Source organism: Pseudomonas sp. WPR_5_2, assembly GCF_003634475.1.
Lineage (GTDB): Bacteria > Pseudomonadota > Gammaproteobacteria > Pseudomonadales > Pseudomonadaceae > Aquipseudomonas > Aquipseudomonas izuensis.
This window is the reverse complement of the sequence record NZ_RBLA01000001.1, coordinates 576,118-597,327: the sequence shown is the minus strand read 5'-3', so window position 1 is coordinate 597,327 and position 21,210 is coordinate 576,118. Positions and strand designations below refer to the sequence as shown.

The window sequence follows — 21,210 nt, the reverse complement described above, 5'->3', positions numbered from 1 at the left end:
ACTTCATGCCAACGCTCTGGACTAACCTCAATAGTCGCGTTGGGCTATAACCAATGACACACTTTTATTTGTAGTAGGGAGCATCAGCACATGCAACTCGGGATTATTGGACTGGGCCGCATGGGCGGTAATATTGCGCGGCGCCTGATGCTCAACGGGCATACCACCGTTGTGTACGACCGCAATACCGCCTTCGTCGACACCTTGACCGAAGAAGGCGCCACTGGCGTTGCCGATTTGCCAGCCCTGGTCGCTGGCCTGGCCAAACCGCGAGCGGTGTGGGTCATGCTGCCGGCAGGCGCACCGACCGAAGACACCATCGAAACCCTGAGCACCTTGCTCGAAGCCGGCGATACCATCATCGACGGCGGCAACACCCACTATAAGGACGACATCCGCCGGGCCAAGACCCTTTCGGAAAAAGGCCTGCACTACATCGACGTGGGCACTTCCGGCGGTGTCTGGGGCCTGGAGCGCGGTTACTGCATGATGATCGGCGGCGATGCCGAGACCGTCACACGCCTTGATCCGCTGTTCGCCAGCCTGGCCCCGGGCATGGGCGACATCCCGCGTACCAAAGACCGCAAGTCTGACGACGATCGTGCCGAGCACGGTTACATCCACGCCGGCCCGGCGGGCGCCGGGCATTTTGTGAAGATGATCCACAACGGCATCGAATACGGAATGATGCAGGCCTTTGCCGAAGGCTTCGACATCCTCAAGACCAAGTCCAGCTCCCGCCTGCCAGAGGACCAGCGCTTCGACTTGAACGTGGCCGACATCGCCGAAGTCTGGCGCCGTGGCAGCGTGGTCTCGTCGTGGTTGCTCGACCTGACGGCCGATGCATTGGCCAGTGATAAGGATCTCGACGGTTTTTCGGGTTCCGTAGCGGACAGCGGCGAAGGTCAATGGACCATCGAAGCCGCAATGGAACAAGCGGTACCGGTGCCGGTGCTGTCGAACTCCCTGTTCTCCCGCTATCGTTCCCGTGGTCAGGGCACCTTTGGCGACAAGATTCTCTCGGCCCAGCGCTTCGGCTTCGGCGGCCACGTGGAGACACCTAAAAAATGACGCATGCGATCCGCAGAAAGTCCAAGGCCGAAACCGCGCCACCGACCACGCTGTTCCTGTTCGGCGCCCATGGTGATCTGGTCAAGCGCCTGCTGATGCCGGCGCTGTATAACCTCAAGCGCGACGGTTTACTCGGGGATGGACTGCGGATCATCGGCGTTGACCACAACGCCATCAGCGATGAAGGCTTTGCGAAAAAACTCGAAGACTTCATTCGCAGCGAAGTGGCCGGCAAAGTCGGCAAGGGCGATCAATCCCTTGATCCGGACTTGTGGGCCCAACTCGCCAAAGGCATCAGCTACGTCCAGGGCGATTTCCTGGACGACAGCACTTATCAAGCGCTGGCGGCGAAAATCGCCGACAGCGGCACCGGCAACGCGGTGTTCTACCTGGCCACCGCGCCACGCTTTTTCAGTGAAGTGGTACGCCGCCTCGGCGCTTGCGGGTTGCTCGAAGAGAGCCCCGAGGCGTTCAGAAGGGTGGTGATCGAAAAACCCTTCGGTTCCGATCTGCCCACCGCTGAGGCGTTGAATGCCTGCTTGCTCAAGGTCATGTCAGAGAAGCAGATCTACCGCATCGATCACTACCTGGGCAAGGAGACCGTGCAGAACATCCTGATCAGCCGCTTTTCCAACAGCCTGTTCGAAGCGTTCTGGAACAATCATTACATCGACCATGTGCAGATCACCGCCGCCGAAACCGTCGGCGTGGAAACCCGTGGCAGTTTCTACGAAAACACCGGGGCGCTGCGGGACATGGTGCCCAATCACCTGTTCCAGTTGCTGGCGATGGTGGCCATGGAGCCGCCGGCCGCCTTCGGTGCCGATGCGGTGCGTGGCGAGAAGGCCAAGGTTGTCGGCGCGATTCGTCCGTGGTCGATTGAAGAGGCACGAGCCAACTCGGTGCGCGGCCAGTACACCGCGGGTGAAGTCGATGGCAAAACCCTGCCGGGTTATCGCCAGGAAGAGCGGGTCGCGCCTGACAGCAACACCGAAACCTATGTGGCCCTCAAGGTGATGATTGATAACTGGCGTTGGGTCGGCGTGCCGTTCTACCTACGCACCGGCAAGCGCATGAGTGTGCGCGATACCGAAATTGTCATCTGCTTCAAACCGGCACCGTATGCGCAGTTCCGCGATACCGAGGTCGATGAACTCGCACCCACCTACCTGCGTATCCAGATTCAGCCCAACGAAGGCATGTGGTTCGATCTGCTGGCCAAGCGGCCGGGCCAGGCCCTGAAGATGGACAACATCGAACTGGGCTTTGCCTACAAGGATTTCTTTAAAATGCAGCCGTCCACCGGCTACGAAACCCTGATCTACGATTGCCTGACCGGTGATCAGACGCTGTTCCAGCGTGCCGACAACATCGAAAATGGCTGGCGCGCGGTTCAGCCGTTCCTCGACGCCTGGCAGCAGGATGCAACGGTGCAGGGCTATGCCGCGGGTGAAGACGGGCCGCAGGCCGCCGAAGCGTTGCTGACGCGCGACGGCCGCGTCTGGCATGGCCTTGGATGAACGATGGCCCGCCAGCGCCCAATCGCCCTCGATAACAACACATAACCCGATGTGGGAGCGAGCAGGCTCGTTCCCACATTTTTTAGCGAGCGTTTATAGCCAAAAGCTGACGGCGTACCAGCCAAGCACACCCATCACCACCGTATATGGCAACGCCATCCACACCATGCGCCCGTAAGACAGCCGAATCAGCGGTGCAATCGCCGAGGTCAACAGGAACAGGAACGCGGCCTGTCCATTGGGCGTGGCCACGCTTGGCAAATTGGTGCCCGTATTGATCGCGATGGCCAGTGTCTCGAAATGCTCGCGGCTCATGTGCCCTGAGATGAATGCCTGTTTCACTTCAGTGATGTAGATCGTTGCCACGAACACGTTGTCGCTGATGGCCGAGAGCAAGCCATTGGCAATGAACAGCATGCCCGGTTGTTGATCGGCCGGCAGGGCCAGTACCCACTGGATCAATGGTGTGAACAGTTGCTGATCGTGAATGACCGCCACTACGGCGAAAAACACCACCAGCAGGGCGGTGAACGGCATTGCGTCCTTGAACGCCGTACCGAGACGGTGCTCGTCGGTAATCCCGGTGAACGCCGTGATCAACACAATCACCATCAAACCGATCAAACCCACTTGTGCTACATGAAACGCCAGCCCGGCAATCAGAATCAGTGCGGCCACGGCCTGCACAATCAGCGCTGCGCGCTGGCGTGCGGTACGTTCGATATCGTCCTGGGCTGCGTAATTGGCCAATACCGCCCGTACGTTGTCCGGCAGCAACGTGCCGTAACCGAACCAGCGCAGTTTCTCCAGCAGGACGCAGGTCACCAGGCCGGCGCCCAGTACCGGCAGCGAAACCGGCGCGATCTTCAGAAAGAATTCGGCGAAGTGCCAACCCATCTCATGGCCGATCAACAGGTTCTGCGGTTCGCCCACCAGCGTACAGACGCCACCCAGCGCCGTGCCTACGGCACCGTGCATCAGCAGGCTGCGCAGGAAGGCGCGAAATTGATCGAGGTCGTCATGGTGGAGCGTGGGCAGGCATTGGTCATCGCCGAACTCACTGTCCTGTCGCGGATCTGTGCCTGAAGCCACGCGGTGGTACACCGAATAAAAGCCGACGGCCGCACTGATGATGACGGCGGTCACGGTCAAGGCATCGAGGAACGCCGACAGAAACGCCGACAAAAAACAGAACATCAACGCCAGCATGGCCTTGGAGTGCACGCCAAGCAGCAAACGCGAGAAAAGAAACAACAGCAGGTCTTTCATGAAGTAGATGCCGGCCACCATGAACATCAGCAGCAGGATCACCGGAAAGTTGTGCACCAGTTCGTCATAAAGCGCCTGGGGCGTGGTCATTTTCAGCAACAGCGCTTCGACCAGCAACAAGCCGCCGGGCATTAACGGATAGCATTTGAGTGCCATGGCCAGGGTGAAGATGAACTCCAGTACCAACAGCCAACCCGCAGCGACCGGACCGTCGCTCCAAAACACCAGTGCGTTGATAATTAGAAAACCAACAATACAGATTTTGTACCAGCGGGGTGAGTTGCCGAGAAAGTTATGCGCGAACGCCTGGATCATGGAACCGGACATCGGCTACTCCTTGTAAAAAGAAGCGCGCAAGTTGCCGTAAGCGAAAGAGAAGATCAAGTGCAGTAAAGTTTCGGTGGATCAGCCCAAATAGCGTGCAACGACCGCACGATAGTTACCGTCCAGTGAATATCCGCCTACCACGATATTTCCATCGGCCTGGACTGCCAGTGAAGTCGCCGTATCCAGACTGCGACCGAGTCGGGTACGAACCCATCCGTCTCCATTGCCAAAGCCAGGGTCGAGATGGCCGTCGCTGCTGTAACGACCAAGGATAAAATCGGCCTCGACACCGCCAATGGTTGCACCGGCCGTGACTACACTGCCATCCGGTTGTGCCTGGGCAGCGGTCCACTGACAACCACTGCGTCCGAGTTCAAGTAAATGTGCCTGGCCGTCGTTGCAATGCTTGTCCGGGCGGCCATTGATGTGCAGTTTCAGGGAAAGGCAGCGAATCGGATCGCGGCTGCTGCCAAAACACTGCAGGTCGCCGTTAACCAGTTGGACAATCTGGCTGACTTGGGCACTTTGCCCTTGAGCCTTGAAATACATGAATCCGTCTACGGCAAAACGCTCGTCAAGGCTGCCGTCGGCGTGATAGCGGGCCAGCAAACCTTCCTCGGGGAAGTTGATCGATCCGCCTACCAGGATTCGACCGTCGCGTTGCACCCTCACGCTGTTGAGCCAGGTGTTCATCAACAAATGCCTGACGATCACAAATCCGCGGCCATTGAAGGTGCTATCCAACTGACCATCAGGGTCGAGTCGTATGAGCAGGCCGGCATGATCGGCCAGTTCGAAATGATGATTGGCCACCAGCACGATTCGGCCGTCCTCTTGTATCCCGGCATCACAGGCTTCGGCTCCCGGCACACCGGGAGGCAGCCAGGCATCGCGAATCCCGTGGGACAGATTGCCCGGCAGTCGCACGACACGTCGGCCGTTGTCGCCAAACCCCTGGACCGGGCAGCCTTGCGGGTCGAATAACGCCACGGCGGGGAGGGTGCGATGGGCATTTTCATAGTGCAGGCCGGTCAGCAGAATGTGCCCGTTGGAGAGCACTTGAACCTTGCCGGCCGTGGCTTCGAAGCCCGGTTCGAATTGTCCGATGACGCTGCCTTTATAGCCGAATGCCAGATCCGCCGAACCATCCTCCAGCAAGCGAGCCAGGCCAAAGCGGCTGCCTCCCGCCGTTCCGATCTTTGCCGCGACCAGCAAACGACCCTGGGAATCCAGGGCGACGCTGTTCGCCATGCTTGAAAGACTGCCGGCAAAGTACACCTGGGTTTTGCCGTGAGTGGCGAAGCTGCTATCGAGTTTCCCGGCGTTAGTGAACGTGGTCGGGATAGCTAGAACGGACTGGATTGACATGCGCGCATCTCCTTGCGAGTCGTCCTGGTCCAAGGGTTGGGAGTGGCGACTTAATAAGAAGAACATTCAATCCCTGAATGCCGGGATGCACAACTGACAGAACTAACAGGCGGAGGGTCGTTGTGCGCCACAACAGTGTCTTTTCGAACCATTGGCAAGCTTGCAAAGGATTAAACGTGCGCTAGTTCAAATAACGAAGTATTGCAAGTGCGTTGGGTCAGTAAAAAAGCTGCAACTAACGACAGGGAAGGAGGGCGCGGATTACCTCGCAGTAATCCGCAAAACTATTAATTTGGCATCGACCACGACTGCAGTTTGTAACCTTCCAGGCTCAACTCTTCACGGGCCTGTTCAAGCAGGCGTTGGAGCTGCTCGGGATCGGTGTAGGCGCTGCTCGGAATCTGCTTGCGACCTATACTGTTGTTGGTGCGGTCGATGACGGTGAGGCTGAGTTCGCCGTTACCGTCCTGTGGGGCCCAGGCCACGCACTGGAAAGGTTTAAATGCGCGGTCGGCAATCAAAAGAGCTTCGTTGATACGGAGCGGGGCGTTCATGGGATCTTCTCTCTGTATGCCCAATCAAGTGATGTGCCGACGGTTGGGCTTACCGTTCGGCAGGTTACTTGTACTGATGCCCGCTACCGGGGTTCGGGTCACACACAATGAAAAGAAATTTCAACTTTTTGTCAGATGCCCATTGCAAACACTTGTTTTGAAAGCTGAATGAAAGGAAAGACTCGTTAGGTAACTATCGATGCGGTTTCTTATAACTCTTTACACAACAACCCTATAGTCAAACGGTACAAGGCCACGTCAAATTCTTGCTAATGTTACAGCCAGGTCCGCCAAATGACTGTTTTTAATAAAATTTCCCCGGATTTGGCGCCAAGGAACCGTCATGAGCGAAGCGCCAGCCTTACGACGTCTATTAGTGGTTGATCCCGACGACGACTGCCATCGTGTATTGCCGGGATTACGCTCCGTGGGTTGGGATGTTGACAGCTGTTCGCTGGAAAACGCCTCCGACCGAACCTGCGATGTGGGTTTGTTACGCCTGCAGCCTTTTCATCTCGAACACCCGGACGCCGTCAAGGAACTGATCAGCCGCAGCGGAACCGAATGGATCGCCGTCCTGAATCAGGAGGTCTTGCGCCTGCAAAATGTCGGGGACTTTGTCTGTGAATGGTTTTTTGACTTCCATACCTTGCCGTTCGACGTATCCCGGGTCCAGGTCACACTGGGCAGGGCGTTTGGCATGGCGCGCCTGCGCGGGCAGGGCACGGTTCATATCGATCAGCCCGAGCACGAACTGCTGGGCGACAGCAAGCCCATACGTGAATTGCGCAAGTTACTGAGCAAGCTGGCACCCACCGAGTCGCCGGTGTTGATTCGCGGTGAAAGCGGGACGGGCAAGGAACTGGTCGCCCGCACGTTGCATCGGCTATCGCTGCGTCACAGTAAACCCTTTGTCGCAATCAATTGTGGCGCGATTCCCGAGCACCTGATCCAGTCCGAGCTGTTCGGTCACGAGAAGGGTGCCTTTACGGGCGCCCATCAACGCAAGATCGGGCGGCTCGAAGCGGCTAACGGCGGCACGCTGTTTCTCGACGAGATCGGTGATCTGCCCCTGGAGCTGCAGGCGAACCTGCTGCGTTTCCTCCAGGAAAAGCACATCGAGCGGGTGGGTGGCAGTCAGCCGATTCCGGTGGATGTACGGGTGTTGGCCGCGACCCACGTCGATCTCGAGGCCGCGATCGAGAAGAAACGCTTTCGCGAAGATCTGTACTATCGCCTGAACGTGTTGCAGGTCGCGACCGCCCCCCTGCGTGAACGCAATGGCGATCTGTCGATGCTGGCCAACCACTTTTCCCATTTCTACAGCCACGAAACCGGCCGCCGTCCGCGCAGCTTCAGCGAAGACGCCTTGATTGCCATGGGCAAGCATGACTGGCCGGGTAATGTTCGTGAGCTGGCCAACCGGGTGCGTCGCGGGTTGGTACTGGCCGAAGGCCGGCAGATCGAAGCGCGAGACCTGGGACTGATCAGCCATCAGGGCGTCGCCCCGCCGATGGGCACGCTGGAAGAGTACAAGTACCGGGCAGAGCGCCAGGCCTTGTGCGATGTCCTCAACCGCCACAGCGATAACTTGAGCATCGCCGCCAAGGTGCTGGGGATATCCAGGCCTACCTTTTATCGCCTGTTGCACAAACATCAGATCCGTTGAAACCACTGTGTAGGAGCGAGCTTGCTCGCGAAAAGCGTCAGGACAACGCGATCATTCAAGAGCCCCGCGTTTTCGTTCACGACCATCGCGAGCAAGCTCGCTCCTACAAATAAAGCTAAAAACCCGCTGCGACTTGAATCGCAGCGGGTTTTTTGTGGGTGGGGGATCAGAAGTAGTACGGAAACTTCAGGCTGAAGGAAAAGTCCGGCGAGTCGTCGGTCAGGCCGATGGCCAGGTTGGGAACGATCGTCAGTTTATCGGTTGCTGCCAGGGTCATGCCGATGTTGAAGTTGGCCGAGTTGTAATCGCTGTTGGAAATCGATTGCCAATCGCCACCGTCCGGCTTGATCTTGCTTTTGCGGGCGAACTGATCGGTAAACGAGAACGACATACTCATCTTCTCGTTCAAGGCAAAGGCAATACCGGCGCCGACCTGCCAGGAATCGCCCAGTTTCACATCCCCTTTTACCTTGGAGCCGACCTGAGGACTGATGTCGCTGAAGGAGTCTTCCATGTTGTAGGTGTAGGCGAGGCTGCCGAACAGGACGGCCGGGTCGAAGGTCTTGACCAGCGAGATGCCTGGTGTGATGGCCCAGACACCGTTGCCGGTCGGCAAGTCCTCGGGCACCGAGAGGTTATCGTTACTCGAGGACTTGACCAGTTTGATGCCATAAGGGTCCTTACCGGTCGGCGCCTTGATGCGCAGTGTAGCGACCGCGTCGGGCAGGTTGACCGACTCATCCAGAAATTTGTAGGCAACCCCAAAGTTCACATCGCCGATGGTCGGGTCGCGGGTGACGGATTCGTCCGACGTCACCGGAGCTGCGCCACCGGCGCCACCGGAGGAGTACGTTGATTCGCGATACACCACGGGGACGTTAACGTCGAACTGCCAGCGTTGTGCCACGTTGTAGCGAGCGGTCAGGTCCAGTGTCCAGTTATCGGCCTTGATGCGGTCGATGTCGATGTTGCCGAGAAAAATCGAGTCCAGTGCCAGGAAACCGTTGAGCGTCAGTGCACGGGTATCGTAGTGGGTATAGGTCAGGCCGGTTTCGACGCTGAACTTGCCGCCACCGAAGAACCCGCTGGCTTCGTCGTACAGGTTCGAAACGCTTTGTGCCGGTTCCGAGTCATCCTTGAGCGACTGCCCGTAGGAACTGCCTGTCGTCCCAGGCGCACCGGTGGCCACCGTCTGGCCACCCTTGGGCGTTTCGGCGGGGGATTTGGTCAGGCGTTTGGGAGCAGGTGTCGCAGGTGCTTCTTCGACTTGGCGAACGCGCTGCTCGAGGACCATCAGCGCGTTCTGTTGTGCTTCGTAACGTTGTTTCAACTCCATGAGTTCTTGTTTTAGTGCTTCAACCTGGGGATCCGGTGCCGCATATAACAATGTTGCCGGGGCCAGGCTACTCAAACAGACAATAGCTCTGAACGTTAACGATCGATGCATGGGTTAGCCGTCCCTTCTGACTACAGATGATGAGACTGAGCGTAGATCAGAATCCGATAGTGCGAAGTCCTTTGAGTTGGTCCAGGTTGCCGTTCAGTGACCCGCCTGTTGACACGTTGTCACGCAGCACGACATTGAGGGAGGTGAGGTTACGGACCTGGTTGCTGGCACCCAGTAAAGTCGTGTTCTGCATCAGCCCGCCCTGGGCCAGGCGTTGAACGGTACTGCCCTGGTTGTTGTTGGCCACGATGTTGAGTTGCACGCCATTACCGGTCGAGGAAACGCTCAGCGAACCCGCGTCATTGGAACGGGCCAGTGTCGAGTTTGCGGCCAATGCCTGGCCCTGCTGTTGCGTTGCTGGCGCCTGGTTGGCTTTGGTGACGTTGATATCAACGTTGTTGTAGGCGGTATTATTGTCGCCGGCAGCCCGCACGACCTGGGTGACGCCTTCGGTGGTGTTGAGGCCGCTGCCACCCGTGACGGTGCCGGTGCCGGTGTTTTGTGAGCGCGCCGAGCCAGTACCTTTTTCGTCGATCATCGACACATAGAACTCTGGCTTGATGGTCGATTGTTGAATTTGCATCGAGGAAGTGGCCCCGATCACATCACCCTTGGCATTTTGCCAAGTGCTGGTCATGACCACGCCGAAACTGATGATCCGTCCCGGCATGACATAGCGGCCTCGCAGGGTCGCCAATTCCTGATCCTTCAGTTCGATGGGTTTAAACATTTCTGCCTGGGCCGGCAGGCTGGCGGTCAGGCAAACCACGGCCAGCCAGATTGGAGTCTTCATTGAATGCTCCCGGAGCGTCATGCTCCCTTGTTATTAGAAGAAGTCGCTTTGGATGAATCCGAAATCCATCAACTCTGCGTCAGGCACCGGGGTGAAAGTGTTTATGCGGTTCTTGGCGGTCAGTGGCATGGGCGGGTCGAGCAACGCATTGCCTTTGTCGTAGCCCTGGCCAATGACGGCAAAGATGATGCCGTTCCAGCCTTTGATGAAGTCGTCGACTTTGTAACGTTTATGACCGAGTACCGGATCTCCGATATAGACCCAGTCGCCATGGACTCTTTGCATGACCACAAAATGTTTGTAGCCACGGATATCCATGAGGACGACCACCGGAATCTTGATGTCCTTCAATGTTTCTGTCGCTACCCGGTAGCCACGGGCCCGCATGCCGATACTTTCCACGTAGCGCTTCATGTCGAGCATGGAGAAGCCCTGGACGCGGACAAGATGTTGATCGGAATGTGCCAGCATGCCTTCGATAATCTGTTCTTCATTCACGTCCAGCCAATAGGCCTGGCGCAAGATGGTCGCCAGGGCAGCTGCGCCGCAACTGAAGTCGGTTTTCTGTTGCACCAGGTCCTCAAATTTACGCTCGCGTATGCTCTGGATCGGCTTGTACACCACAGCACCACCCGGCAGGACGGCAAGCGGCATTTGTGCAGCCTCGATCACACTGGCCACGCAGAGCAAAAGTGCCAAGGTGATAATGCGCATAGGGGATGCCTTCTGGTTGTGTTGAAAAAAGGCCCCCGTGCGGGGGCCTCAATAGACAGCATTTAGAACGATTGGTTGGCGATGGACAGCGAGTTGCTTTGTTGGTTGCCCACACCGGCCGCTACGTTGACGCCCAGGTTGCCACTGCCGCCATTCACCGAACCACTCAGGGTTGCAGTGTTGGTCACAGGGTTGGCCCAGCCAGTTGGAGTCAGCACTTGGTAGGAAACAGTGTTGCTCAGATCAAACGAACTGCTTTCGCTGAAGCTCTTCGCTTTGTCGTACGCAGATTCAGACGATTTGCTGCCCGATTTGTCGAACGAGGAGGAAGCCGATTTCTCGACCGATTTATCGAACGATTTTTCGAACGAGGAATCGCGGGACTTATCGTACGAAGAGCTGTTCGATCTGTCGTACGAGGAGTCGCGCGATTTGTCGAACGAGGATTGGTGCGATTTGTCGAACGATTTGTCGATCGATGCGTCAAGCGATGCATTGAGCGATACGTTAAGCGACTTGTCGGAACTGCTGCTGCGGGTGTGATTGCCGTAGGTATTGGATTGCGAGGCTGCCGCAGAAGCGTCCAGAGAAGCGTTCAGGGAAGCATTCACAGAAGCACTCGAAGATCCGCTTGCACTGCTGCTGTTGGAGCCGCTTGCAGTCATGCTGTTCGAACCACTCGCAGCGCTGTCGTTGGAACCACTGGCATGGCTGCTTTTTGAACCGCTGACATCAACGCTAACAGACTTGCTGGAGTTAGAGTTCTTCGAACCGGCAGCAGCCCAACTCGAAGAATTGCTTTGACTGCCGCTCGCTTCGAAAGACTTATCGAAGGAAGCGCTGCCGCTCTTCGTGGTGGTGAGCGTGATCGTATCGAGGCGGAAGGTCCGATCGGCTTCGTTGGTTACGACCAAGCCAGGGCCGCTTTGATTGGCAGAGGCGGAGGCGGTTGCGTTGCCGAGTGGGGCATTGGAGTTGGCAATTGCCATGGTGTTTTTCTGTTGGTTAAGGTCGCCACCAGCAATGTTGATACCCATGTTGCCGCTGCCGCCATTACCCGATCCGCTCATCACAGCAGAGGCTGTGCTGCCGTAGTTGTAGACCTTGTTATTGTTGCTGTATTGCGTGACTTTGGCAGTAGCACTGGCATCACCGAACACGAAGCTGTTATCGCGACCGGAGTTGTCGGATGCAGCGTTTGCGATGGCGGCCGCGTTGTCTTGTTGGTTGCCGTCGCCTGCAGCCACGTTGACGCCGACGTTGCCGCTGGTGCCGGTGGCAGAGTCGGTCATCTCAGCGCTGTTCTGAGTCCCTTCGTTGTAGATGCGATTGTTGGTGCTGCTTTGCTTGTCGGTAGCATTGGCAGTCGCATAAACAGGGATCTTGGTTGGAGGTGGGGTGTGGTGGTTGTTATGATGGCCGTGGTGGTGCTCATCATTCTGTCCAGCGTGTACAGCTACAGCCATGACCGCAGCAATTGCGAAAACCAGAGGCTTGAGTGCCATCGAAGGTTTCATGGTGATTCTCCGTACTTTATTTTAGGTTAAGTGTTGTTATTACCTGTTTGGGTCAATCCACGACCCGTACGCTCAGGGTGTTGGCCATTCGGTTTCCCACCCCGGCGCTCTGATTCAACTGAATCACCCCACGGCTACCGGTGAAAGCCTGGTCACTGGTAGAGACCTGGCGATAGCCTGGTGCAGAGTCAGTTGGATCGGAGTTGATGAGCAGCGCCACGTTCTGTTGCATGAGGACGCTGTCGTCGAGACTTTGCGGCTGAGCACTGATGCTGATACTCAGTGCGTTGGCTTGCTGAGTGCTGGCGCCCGAGCTCTGGTTCACGCCCAGAGCGCCGCTGCCATGGCTGAAGGAGTCGCCCTGGATGCTGGACCGCGCATCGATCCTGGGGTCGACAATCGTACGCAGCCGTTGGCGAATCTGGGTGCTCGCGCTGGCGTCACGGCCCACGGCGATGGCCCGGGCGTTGGCTTGTTGTTGCAGATCGCCCGCCGCCTGGTTGACGGTGAGGTTGCCCTGGTATTGAGCGCCCGAACCGCTGATTTCGGCGTTATCGATGACGGGGGATTGGGCAAAGGTCGATGCACTGCAAAACATGGCGATCATCAGCAGCGTACGATTCATCTTAACGGTCTCCCGTTATGATTTTCAGAGCACCCAGGCCTTGCTGGACGCTCGAATTGACCATATTGGCAATACCATTGCCTGAATTTCCCGAACGTCCGGCAGGCAAATTGGAAAGTTGGGACTGGTTGCTGATATTACCGCCCAGGTTGTTGGTGTTTTGAGTGACCAGGCGGGAGATGCCTGAACCACTGGCGACACCGGCAAAGTCGCCGTCGCTCAACTCGTTCGTTTGTTTGAGGATAGTTTGGGACGGGTTGGCATTGACGGTCGTGGGGTTCGGGTCGGGAATCACCGGCGGACGCGTTGCCATGCGCGGTTGGACATCACGCTTGATGATAATGATGCCGTTGTCTGCCTGTACGGGCAGGCAAACACTTGAGCCCAGCGCGCATCCGATCAGCAGGAGGGTATAAAAGTTTTTATTGAGTTTCCCCACGGCGGCAATTCCTTCTGTATTGAAACGCTGGCCCTTATCAGCGATACGAGGAATAGAGCAGAAGGTGTGCCGGTTTTGGTTTTTCTCTTGAAATCAGTTGGTTGGCTTCAATAGTCGAAGTGTTTAAAAAAATTTGTAAAGCCACTGAGACAGAACCGCTCTAAATCGCGGTCCCTGCTGGCGGCATTGCTCGCTAAGGGCCCTGAAGGCGGGTTGTATCACCGACTTAACATTTTCTTGCCAGAGTGCCTAAAGTGCTTTAGCTCGCGGGTTTGCCCCGGGGAGAGTGTTTCAAGAACGGACATTATCCGCAGGGCGGCTAGCCCGATCAGGCCTTGAGCAAGCGCGTCACCGCCTCGAATGCCGCGTCCTCGCGCTGTTTCCAATCACCTTGCAGGACCTGGTAGGGCTGGCGGTGCAGGTCGAGCCATTGACGGCTGGCCTGGAAAAACGCCTGGCGCTCTGCCAGTCGCGGTTGGCAGCGCTGCCCGTCGTCATGCCAGTCCACTGTTTCAGGGCTCAGCAGAAAATGCAGGTCGTATTGCCGTGCCAGCAATGCTTGCTCGATCCAGGCCGGACAATCGCCAAACAATGTCTGGCTCCACAGCATGTTGCTCAGCAAGTGGGTATCGAGGATCAGCAGCCGTGGGCGTCGGGCACGTGCCTCATCCTCCCATCGGAGCTGGCCCCGGGCGATCTCCGGAATATCGGCCAGGCAGGTGTCTCGCCGGTTTTGCTCGATAAACCAGCGCACGTACTCGTCGACCACTGTTCCACCGAAATGCGCTTGCAACTGTGCCGACAACCAACTCTTGCCGCTGGATTCAGGGCCTGTAAGCACCAACACCTTCATGTGCGCAGCGCCGGGGCCGCGCGCCATTCACGCCAACCCTGCACGGCCAGTAGCAGGAATAATCCGTACAGGACGGCGGTCAGGTACAACGCCTTGTAGACGAACAACCCGACGAAGATCACATCCACGACGATCCACAACGGCCAGCATTGAACCCGTTTTTGCGCCATCCACAGCTGCGCCACAAGGCTGAATCCCGTGAGTGCCGCATCGAGCCAAGGTTGGGCCGCGTCGGTCCAGTGTGCCATGGCGGCACCCAGCATCAGGCTGCCGATGGCACCGATGACCAGGCCGAACACCACCGTTTGGCCATCAAGCCGGCTGACCTCGCGACCCTGTCGCGCATCGCCCGCACGGGTCCATTGCCACCAGCCATAAATCTGCAGGGCGGCATAGATCACTTGCAGCAACATGTCCGAATACAGCTTCACCTCGAAAAATACCCAGCTATATATAAGCACCATGATCAGGCCGATCGGCCAGCACCAAGGGTTCTGTTTGACCGTCAACCAGACGGCGATGACACCGAGGGAGGCGGCAAACAGTTCAAGCCCGGACATGAAGGTTCCTTGGGGGAAGTCGAAGAGGGGGCGGATTGTACCCTCTGCAGGAGCGAGCTTGCTCGAGATGGACGTCAGGGCGCCACGCCTCATCTGGAGGGCGCGCCTTATTGTTGAAATTTTTTTGCGAGCAATCGAGCGTCGACCGGCTGCTTCTACAGAGGATCAAGCTGACCTTCGCGGAAAAGCCTGACTGCACACGGATATTTCACGGAATTTTCCACGGCCTGCGGGTATCTTGTGCGCGCGGGTTTTCAACTACGCTGAATGCTTTGAAAAATACTGACGAGGCCTGCGCTGACGCATTGCCTTTTGGGGGATTGATGGATCTTTGGACTGCCTTTCAGGCGTTGATTCTTGGGGTTGTAGAGGGGCTGACAGAGTTTTTGCCCATTTCCAGTACCGGGCACCAGATTATTGTGGCCGACCTGCTCGATTTCGGTGGCGAGCGCGCCATGGCGTTCAACATCATTATCCAGCTCGGGGCGATCCTGGCGGTGGTGTGGGAGTTTCGCCGCAAGATTTTCGACGTGGTCGTCGGGTTGCCGACGCAGCCAAGTGCGCGACGCTTCACTGCCAACCTGTTGATTGCCTTCCTGCCGGCGGTGGTACTGGGGGTGATTTTCGCCGACCTGATCCACGAGTACCTGTTCAATCCGATCACGGTAGCCAGCGCTCTGGTCGTGGGCGGTTTCATCATGTTGTGGGCCGAGCAGCGCCAACATCAAGTGCATGCCGAAACGGTTGATGAAATCACCTGGAAAGACGCCTTGAAAGTCGGCTTCGCCCAGTGCCTGGCGATGATTCCGGGCACCTCCCGCTCCGGTGCAACGATCATCGGCGGCTTGTTGTTCGGCCTGTCGCGCAAGACCGCTACCGAGTTCTCGTTCTTCCTCGCCATGCCGACCATGGTGGGAGCGGCGGTTTACTCGGGTTACAAGTACCGTCACCTGTTCGTGGCGTCTGACTTCCCGGTCTTCGCAATCGGCTTCGTCACGGCGTTCATTTTCGCGATGATTGCCGTCAAGGGCTTGCTCAAGTTCATCGCCAGCCATAGCTACGCAGTGTTCGCCTGGTACCGCATTGCGTTCGGCCTGCTGATCTTGGCGACCTGGTTGTTCGGCTGGATCGACTGGACCGCGGTCAAGCCATGAGTGATTCCGGCGCGCGCAACAACCCCGGACGCAACGCCGGGGGAGAAATCCGCAATCTTCGGCTGAAATGGCTGGTGTTCGCGATCCTGTGCGCGCTGCCGCTGTTCGGTTCGATGTCGATGTGGCTGCGTGGGGTTTCGCTGATTCCCCTGGCGGCCTACGGCATCGTCAGCGTGGCGGCGTTTCTGTTGTATTGGAGCGACAAGCGCAAGGCGCGCGCCGATCACTGGCGTACTCCGGAAAACGTGCTGCATGCGCTGGAGTTCGCCGGCGGTTGGCCGGGCGCTTTGTTGGCGCAGCAAGTGTTCCGGCACAAGACGCGCAAGGTTTCGTTTCAACTGGTGTTCTGGCTGATCGTGCTGTTGCACCAGGTGTTCTGGATTGACCAGTTGTTTCTCGGTGCAAACCTGTTGGCGCTGGTTTAAAGCAACAATCCGACCTGCGTACGCTTGGGCAACTTGCTGACCACCAGTTGATGGGAACGCCGCAGCAAGCCTTGCAACTCCTCGGCGCCGAGGGGGTAGGGCGTTGTCATGATGATCCACTGGGCCCGCGCCAGATAAGGCGCCGGATGAATGCCCGGACGGTCGCAGTGACCGAGAAACAGGTCCTTGTCGACCTTGAACGCCAGAGAGTCGCCGCGCAGGTTCTGCAAGGCGAACATCTTGTTCCCGGCCACTGAAAATACCCGCACGCCACCCCACTTGTAATCTTCCCGAGCGCCGGGCAAGGCCAGGCAAAAAGCCGCGACCTGCGCTTCGTTCATGCGTGCAGCCTTCATATCAAACGGTCCCCACAGGCATTGAAGGTTTCGATCAGATGGTCGAGCCAGGCACGTACCGCAGGCATCACGCCGCGTCGATGAGGGTAGACCGCTTGCAGCCAGCCGCCAGGCATCGACCATTCGGGCAGCAATTGCACCAGTGAGCCGCTAGCCAGTTCCTGTTCGCAATACATCATCGGCAACGTGGTGAAACCCTGGCCGGCGAGGGTGCAAGTCTTGCGGACAATGAAATCGTCAATGCCCAATCGCGCTTCAAGGGCCAGATCGTAGTGTTTGCCCTGGCGATCGACCAGGCGAATGTGCACCATGCGATCCGGTTCGAGCGCGCCAAGTGTCGGCAGGTTTTTCAGGTCATCTGGATGATTGATTTCATGACCGTGCAGGAAAGCGGGGCTGGCCACCAGGAGCATCTGCGCCTGGCGCAAGCGGCGGGTGACCAGCAACGGGTCTTCATCCCCCGGCTCGCGCACGCGCAAGGCAACGTCAACGCCCTCGGTCACCAGGTCGACGCGGCGATTGACCAGCATGACCTCCAGTTGCACTTGCGGAAACTTCTCCAGAAAGCTGCTGATCACCCCGGGCAGCATCTCGTGAGCCAGTCCGACAGGGGATGAAACCCGCAGTCGTCCACGGGGCTCGCTGGACATGCTGGCCACGGCTTCATCGGCCATTTCTGCCTCCAGCAGCATGGCCTGGCAGTGCCTCAGGTAACGTTCGCCCACGGCCGTCAGCTTGAGTTGGCGGGTGGTACGCTGGAGCAGTCGCGCACCGAGGCGCTCCTCCAGTTCGGCAATGCGACGAGACAGCCGTGACTTGGGAATCCCCAGCGTACGCCCGGCGGCCGCGAAGCCACCGGCCTCCACGACTTTGGCAAAGTAATAGAGGTCATTGAGGTCTTGCATGGCGGCTTCTCGATTGTTCTATCAGTGGGACAAACTATCGCATTGTTGCAGTCTAATCAGCTATTGGTTTCATCTGTAGGATTGTTTCCATCAGATCGCCCTGGCGGCGATCCTCACCTGGAGATCCCACATGAAACTGCTGCACATCGATTCGAGCATTCTTGGTGACAACTCGGCTTCCCGTCTGCTGAGCAGCGAAGTTGTAAAAGCCTGGCAAACCGCCGAGCCAAGCGCCGTGGTGACCTACCGCGACCTGGCTGCCGATGCCATCAGCCACTTCTCCTCGACTACCCTGGTTGCAGCGGGCACTACGGCTGAACTGCGCAACGCTGCCCAACAGCACGAAGCTGAATTGAGCGCCTCGACCCTGGCCGAATTCCTTGCCGCCGATGCCGTGGTCATTGCCGCGCCGATGTACAACTTCACCATCCCGACTCAATTGAAGGCCTGGATCGACCGCATCGCTGTTGCCGGCCAGACCTTCCGCTACACCGAAGCCGGCCCTGAAGGCCTGTGCGGTGGCAAGAAAGTGGTGATCGTTTCGACCTCCGGCGGCCTGCATGCTGGCCAGGCAACCGGCGTCGCCCACGAAGAGTACTTGAAGGTGCTGTTCGGCTTCATCGGCATCACCGACATCGAATTCGTCCGCGCTCATGGCCTGGCTTATGGTGACGAAGTGCGTACCAAAGCGATGAGCGATGCCCAGGCGCAAATCAGCGAGCAATTGTTCGCCGCCGCGTAAGGCTTGCGTAAAGACGTCAAACGACGCAGGCAATCCCCAAAAAACTCTGTATTCTGATCACGCAAGGGTCAGATACGGAGTTTTTTGTTTCTGGCCATTTCATATCGTTCGTAAAATTATGGCCCGGGTTATGCAGTCGAGGGTGAACGTCTCCGGTCCGGTAACAGGTGGGGCATCCCATGATGCGTCTTTGTGCAACCTTACTGATTTGCCTGTTCGGCAGCCTGAATTCAGTGCACGCCGCCCCTGCGCCGCATCCTCACTGGAGCGTCGGTTACCACGAGATGACTTTTCTCGATCCTCTCGATCTGCAACCGATGCGTGCCATCGCGTTTTATCCTTCCAGCGAAAAAGAGCACTCCAGCAAGCTTGAGGGCTATACGGTCGAGGCCGGCGAAGACACTAAAGTCGCCATGGGCCGCTTCCCCATGCTGATGCTGTCCCACGGCAACACCGGAACCCCGCTGGCCCTGCATGACCTGGCTACGTCGCTGGCACGCAAGGGTTTCGTTGTGGTGGCGGTGATTCATCCGGGTGATAACTCCAGGGACCACAGCCGACTCGGCACCCTGAGCAATCTGTACGGTCGACCGATCCAGATTTCCGAAGCCATTACCGCGACGCTGGGCGACCGCATGCTGGCGCCGTTCGTCAATGCCGATCAGGTCGGGGTCATCGGTTATTCGGCGGGTGGAGAGACGGCGTTGATACTGTCCGGGGCGACGCCGGACCTGGACCGCCTGCGCCGTTACTGCCAGGAACGCCCGGACGATCGGGATGCCTGCAACACCCAGGGTGAACTGATCGTCGACCGTGATGATTTGCAACCGGTGGCCGACCCGCGCGTCCATGCATTGTTGTTGATGGCGCCGCTTAGCCTTAAATTCGGCCGTCATACCCTGGCCGACGTGCATGTGCCGGTGCTGCTTTACAGCGGTGACGGCGACAAACTGGTGGCCTTCGACAAGAACGCCGCCGCACTGGCGCGCAAGCTGCCTGTCGCGCCGGACTTCAAATTACTGGCCGGTGCCGGCCATTTCGTGTTCATGGCACCGTGCAACGACGAACAGATCGTCATCACGCCGGCACTGTGCACCGACGCCGATGGTGTCGATCGTGAAGACATTCACCGCAACCTGATTTCCGAAGCCGGACGCTTCTTCGCCCATACCCTGGGCAAGGCGACCCGGGCCGGGATGCAGACCGCGGATCAATAGTTCACTCGGAACCATTGTGGGAGCGAGCCTGCTCGCGAAAGGGGCGTCAAATTCAGCATCATTGGTGCCTGATACACCGTCTTCGCGAGCAGGCTCGCTCCCACATGGATCGCGATCAGCCTAGGCCATCGCCCGGTGCTTGAGCAATAAGGTCAAACCGAGCCCGGTTACCGACAACAACGCCGCGCAGAAGAAAATCCACGAATACCCCAGGTTCAGCGCCACTGCGCCCATCAATGGCCCGGCAATCGCCAGCGCCAGATCGAAAAACACTGCGTAAGCACTCAACCCTGCGCCACGGCTGGAATTGGGCACCTGCTTGATCGCCTCGACGCCCAGTGCCGGGTACACCAGTGACAGGCCAAACCCGGTCAGGCCGGCACCGATCAAGGCGTAGCCGGTCGAAGGCGCGAGCCACAACAACGTCAGGCCGACGGTTTCAATGGTCATGCAAGCAATGGCCGAGGTAAATCCACCGAAGCGGCTGATGCTGGAAATGAATAGCAACCGCGCCAGAATGAAACACACGCCAAACACCGTCAGGCAATAAGCCGCACCGCTCCAGCCAAGGTTGACGTAATACAGGGTGATGAAGGTGGTCAGGGTGCCGTAGCCGATGGAAGCCAGGCTCAGGCTCGCACCAAAGGGCGCGATGCGCCCGAACACAGCCCAAAAGGGCAGGCGTTCACCGCGTACCACTGGCACCGAGGGTTTGTTGCGGATCAGCAACAGTGCCAGCGCGGCCAGCACCGACAGCGCGATCCCCAGGCTGCTGAAGCCAAGTCGATCGACCATCACCACCCCCAGCGGCGCACCGATGGCAATCGCGCCGTAGGAAGCAATGCCGTTCCACGAAATCGAACGCGCCGTGTGTTCTGCACCTACTTGGCCCATGCACCAACTGATGGTGCCGACCCCGATCAAACCCTGGGCGATCCCGAGCAGCAGGCGACCGGCGATCAGGATCAGCAGGCTCACCAATGGAACGCTTTGCAACAAGGTCGACAACAGCGTCAGCACGCCGCTCAACACAATTCCGGACAAACCGTAAACGATGGCGCGCTTGGTGCCGATGCTGTCTGACATGCGCCCGGCCATGGGCCGGCTGAGCAGGGTAGCGAGGTACTGCGAGCCAATCGTCAGCCCCGCGATGACCGCACTGAACCCCAACTGCTCATGGACATACCCCGGCAACACCGCAATGGGCAGGCCGATGCAAAGGAACGCGATGAAGGTATAGAAGACGATGGAGACGATCTGCAGAGTGATCGCCATGGAGCTTTGCGGTGGCTGTTGCTGCACAGACATGGGGGCTCTTTCGCGGGCGGCGGTGGGAGACCTGCATGATGGCTTGGCGGCGGGATAAAAGGAAGCAGGCTAACTATATTCATTGTCTTTGAGGGCGCCTTCGCGAGCAGGCTCGCTCCCACATTTGGAACGCGTTTCCCTGTGGGAGCGAGCCTGCTTGCGAAGCTCTTAATACCAATGAGAAAGGTAACCTTGAAATGCAAAAAGCCCCATCACCAGGACAGGGCTTTTCACTTGAAGCTTGCAGCTCGAAACTAATAGCTACCCTTAGAACACCACACCCTGGCTCCCACATTTGGAACGCGTTTCCCTGTGGGAGCGAGCCTGCTCGCGAAGCTCTTGATACCAATGAGAAAGGTAACCTTGAAATGCAAAAA

The 21,210-nt window shown here is 58.0% G+C and carries 21 protein-coding genes; 7 read left to right on the top strand and 14 right to left on the bottom strand.

Features of this window, described 5'->3' with window-relative positions; genetic code table 11:
- The first annotated feature begins 90 nt into the window (after window positions 1-90).
- Both gnd and zwf read left to right on the top strand, forming a co-directional pair.
- Window positions 91-1,071, top strand: coding sequence for a phosphogluconate dehydrogenase (NAD(+)-dependent, decarboxylating) (gnd, locus tag BJ917_RS02635; protein ID WP_121101648.1), 981 nt, complete (start codon window positions 91-93; stop codon window positions 1,069-1,071).
- Window positions 1,068-2,591 carry a glucose-6-phosphate dehydrogenase gene (zwf, locus tag BJ917_RS02630; protein WP_096511216.1) on the top strand — a complete coding sequence of 508 codons (1,524 nt, stop codon included), beginning with the start codon at window positions 1,068-1,070 and terminating at the stop codon, window positions 2,589-2,591. The genes gnd and zwf overlap by 4 nt, the downstream gene beginning before the upstream one ends.
- Window positions 2,592-2,684: 93 nt before the next feature.
- On the opposite strand, the gene nhaB is transcribed toward zwf, so the two are convergent.
- The 3 genes from nhaB to BJ917_RS02615 all read right to left on the bottom strand — a co-directional run bounded on the left by nhaB (window position 2,685) and on the right by BJ917_RS02615 (window position 6,109).
- Window positions 2,685-4,187 (bottom strand): sodium/proton antiporter NhaB, encoded by a 1,503-nt coding sequence (gene nhaB / locus BJ917_RS02625; RefSeq protein ID WP_121101645.1) that lies wholly within the window; start codon window positions 4,185-4,187, stop codon window positions 2,685-2,687.
- A gap of 78 nt (window positions 4,188-4,265) precedes the next feature.
- Complete coding sequence (locus BJ917_RS02620; protein ID WP_121101642.1) at window positions 4,266-5,555, bottom strand: hypothetical protein; 1,290 nt, start codon at window positions 5,553-5,555, stop codon at window positions 4,266-4,268.
- A gap of 287 nt (window positions 5,556-5,842) precedes the next feature.
- Window positions 5,843-6,109, bottom strand: coding sequence for a hypothetical protein (locus BJ917_RS02615; protein WP_096511222.1), 267 nt, complete (start codon window positions 6,107-6,109; stop codon window positions 5,843-5,845).
- Window positions 6,110-6,452: 343 nt separating this feature from the next.
- Here BJ917_RS02615 and BJ917_RS02610 point away from each other — a divergent pair, with 343 nt between their 5' ends.
- A complete protein-coding gene (locus tag BJ917_RS02610) occupies window positions 6,453-7,778 on the top strand; it encodes a sigma-54 dependent transcriptional regulator (RefSeq protein WP_096511224.1) in 1,326 nt (441 codons plus the stop codon).
- A 166-nt stretch (window positions 7,779-7,944) separates the two neighbouring features.
- Here the strand turns inward: BJ917_RS02610 and BJ917_RS02605 are convergent, their stop codons facing one another.
- The 8 genes from BJ917_RS02605 to pnuC form a co-directional block, all read right to left on the bottom strand.
- Complete coding sequence (locus tag BJ917_RS02605) at window positions 7,945-9,225, bottom strand: hypothetical protein (RefSeq protein ID WP_096511226.1); 1,281 nt, start codon at window positions 9,223-9,225, stop codon at window positions 7,945-7,947.
- Between the two features lie 46 nt (window positions 9,226-9,271).
- Window positions 9,272-10,018 carry a hypothetical protein gene (locus BJ917_RS02600; RefSeq protein ID WP_096511228.1) on the bottom strand — a complete coding sequence of 249 codons (747 nt, stop codon included), beginning with the start codon at window positions 10,016-10,018 and terminating at the stop codon, window positions 9,272-9,274.
- Between the two features lie 33 nt (window positions 10,019-10,051).
- On the bottom strand, window positions 10,052-10,732 hold the full coding sequence (locus BJ917_RS02595) for a C39 family peptidase (RefSeq protein WP_096511230.1): 681 nt from the start codon (window positions 10,730-10,732) through the stop codon (window positions 10,052-10,054).
- A gap of 62 nt (window positions 10,733-10,794) precedes the next feature.
- Window positions 10,795-12,249 (bottom strand): heme utilization protein, encoded by a 1,455-nt coding sequence (locus BJ917_RS02590; protein WP_121101640.1) that lies wholly within the window; start codon window positions 12,247-12,249, stop codon window positions 10,795-10,797.
- A gap of 52 nt (window positions 12,250-12,301) precedes the next feature.
- Window positions 12,302-12,874, bottom strand: a complete 573-nt coding sequence (locus BJ917_RS02585) for an adhesin (protein ID WP_096511233.1) — start codon at window positions 12,872-12,874, stop codon at window positions 12,302-12,304.
- A 1-nt stretch (window position 12,875) separates the two neighbouring features.
- Complete coding sequence (locus tag BJ917_RS02580) at window positions 12,876-13,313, bottom strand: hypothetical protein (protein WP_121101637.1); 438 nt, start codon at window positions 13,311-13,313, stop codon at window positions 12,876-12,878.
- Window positions 13,314-13,641: 328 nt separating this feature from the next.
- Window positions 13,642-14,166 (bottom strand): AAA family ATPase, encoded by a 525-nt coding sequence (locus BJ917_RS02575; RefSeq protein WP_121103083.1) that lies wholly within the window; start codon window positions 14,164-14,166, stop codon window positions 13,642-13,644.
- On the bottom strand, window positions 14,163-14,726 hold the full coding sequence (pnuC, locus tag BJ917_RS02570; RefSeq protein ID WP_096511239.1) for a nicotinamide riboside transporter PnuC: 564 nt from the start codon (window positions 14,724-14,726) through the stop codon (window positions 14,163-14,165). The genes BJ917_RS02575 and pnuC overlap by 4 nt, the downstream gene beginning before the upstream one ends.
- Window positions 14,727-15,049: 323 nt before the next feature.
- Between pnuC and BJ917_RS02560 the strand changes: the two genes are divergently transcribed.
- Complete coding sequence (locus BJ917_RS02560; RefSeq protein WP_096511241.1) at window positions 15,050-15,880, top strand: undecaprenyl-diphosphate phosphatase; 831 nt, start codon at window positions 15,050-15,052, stop codon at window positions 15,878-15,880.
- Window positions 15,877-16,305, top strand: coding sequence for a DUF1294 domain-containing protein (locus tag BJ917_RS02555; RefSeq protein ID WP_121101631.1), 429 nt, complete (start codon window positions 15,877-15,879; stop codon window positions 16,303-16,305). The genes BJ917_RS02560 and BJ917_RS02555 overlap by 4 nt, the downstream gene beginning before the upstream one ends.
- On the opposite strand, the gene BJ917_RS02550 is transcribed toward BJ917_RS02555, so the two are convergent.
- On the bottom strand, window positions 16,302-16,661 hold the full coding sequence (locus tag BJ917_RS02550) for an MmcQ/YjbR family DNA-binding protein (RefSeq protein WP_096511245.1): 360 nt from the start codon (window positions 16,659-16,661) through the stop codon (window positions 16,302-16,304). The two genes, BJ917_RS02555 and BJ917_RS02550, sit on opposite strands and share 4 nt — an antisense overlap.
- Window positions 16,658-17,566 carry a LysR substrate-binding domain-containing protein gene (locus BJ917_RS02545; protein WP_096511247.1) on the bottom strand — a complete coding sequence of 303 codons (909 nt, stop codon included), beginning with the start codon at window positions 17,564-17,566 and terminating at the stop codon, window positions 16,658-16,660. The genes BJ917_RS02550 and BJ917_RS02545 overlap by 4 nt, the downstream gene beginning before the upstream one ends.
- A 130-nt stretch (window positions 17,567-17,696) precedes the next feature.
- Here BJ917_RS02545 and BJ917_RS02540 point away from each other — a divergent pair, with 130 nt between their 5' ends.
- Together BJ917_RS02540 and BJ917_RS02535 are read left to right on the top strand one after the other, a co-directional pair.
- Window positions 17,697-18,308, top strand: a complete 612-nt coding sequence (locus BJ917_RS02540; protein WP_096511248.1) for an FMN-dependent NADH-azoreductase — start codon at window positions 17,697-17,699, stop codon at window positions 18,306-18,308.
- Window positions 18,309-18,487: 179 nt separating this feature from the next.
- Complete coding sequence (locus BJ917_RS02535; RefSeq protein WP_121101629.1) at window positions 18,488-19,525, top strand: dienelactone hydrolase; 1,038 nt, start codon at window positions 18,488-18,490, stop codon at window positions 19,523-19,525.
- Window positions 19,526-19,645: 120 nt separating this feature from the next.
- On the opposite strand, the gene BJ917_RS02530 is transcribed toward BJ917_RS02535, so the two are convergent.
- Window positions 19,646-20,833 (bottom strand): MFS transporter, encoded by a 1,188-nt coding sequence (locus BJ917_RS02530; protein WP_121101626.1) that lies wholly within the window; start codon window positions 20,831-20,833, stop codon window positions 19,646-19,648.
- Between the last annotated feature and the right edge of the window lie 377 nt (window positions 20,834-21,210).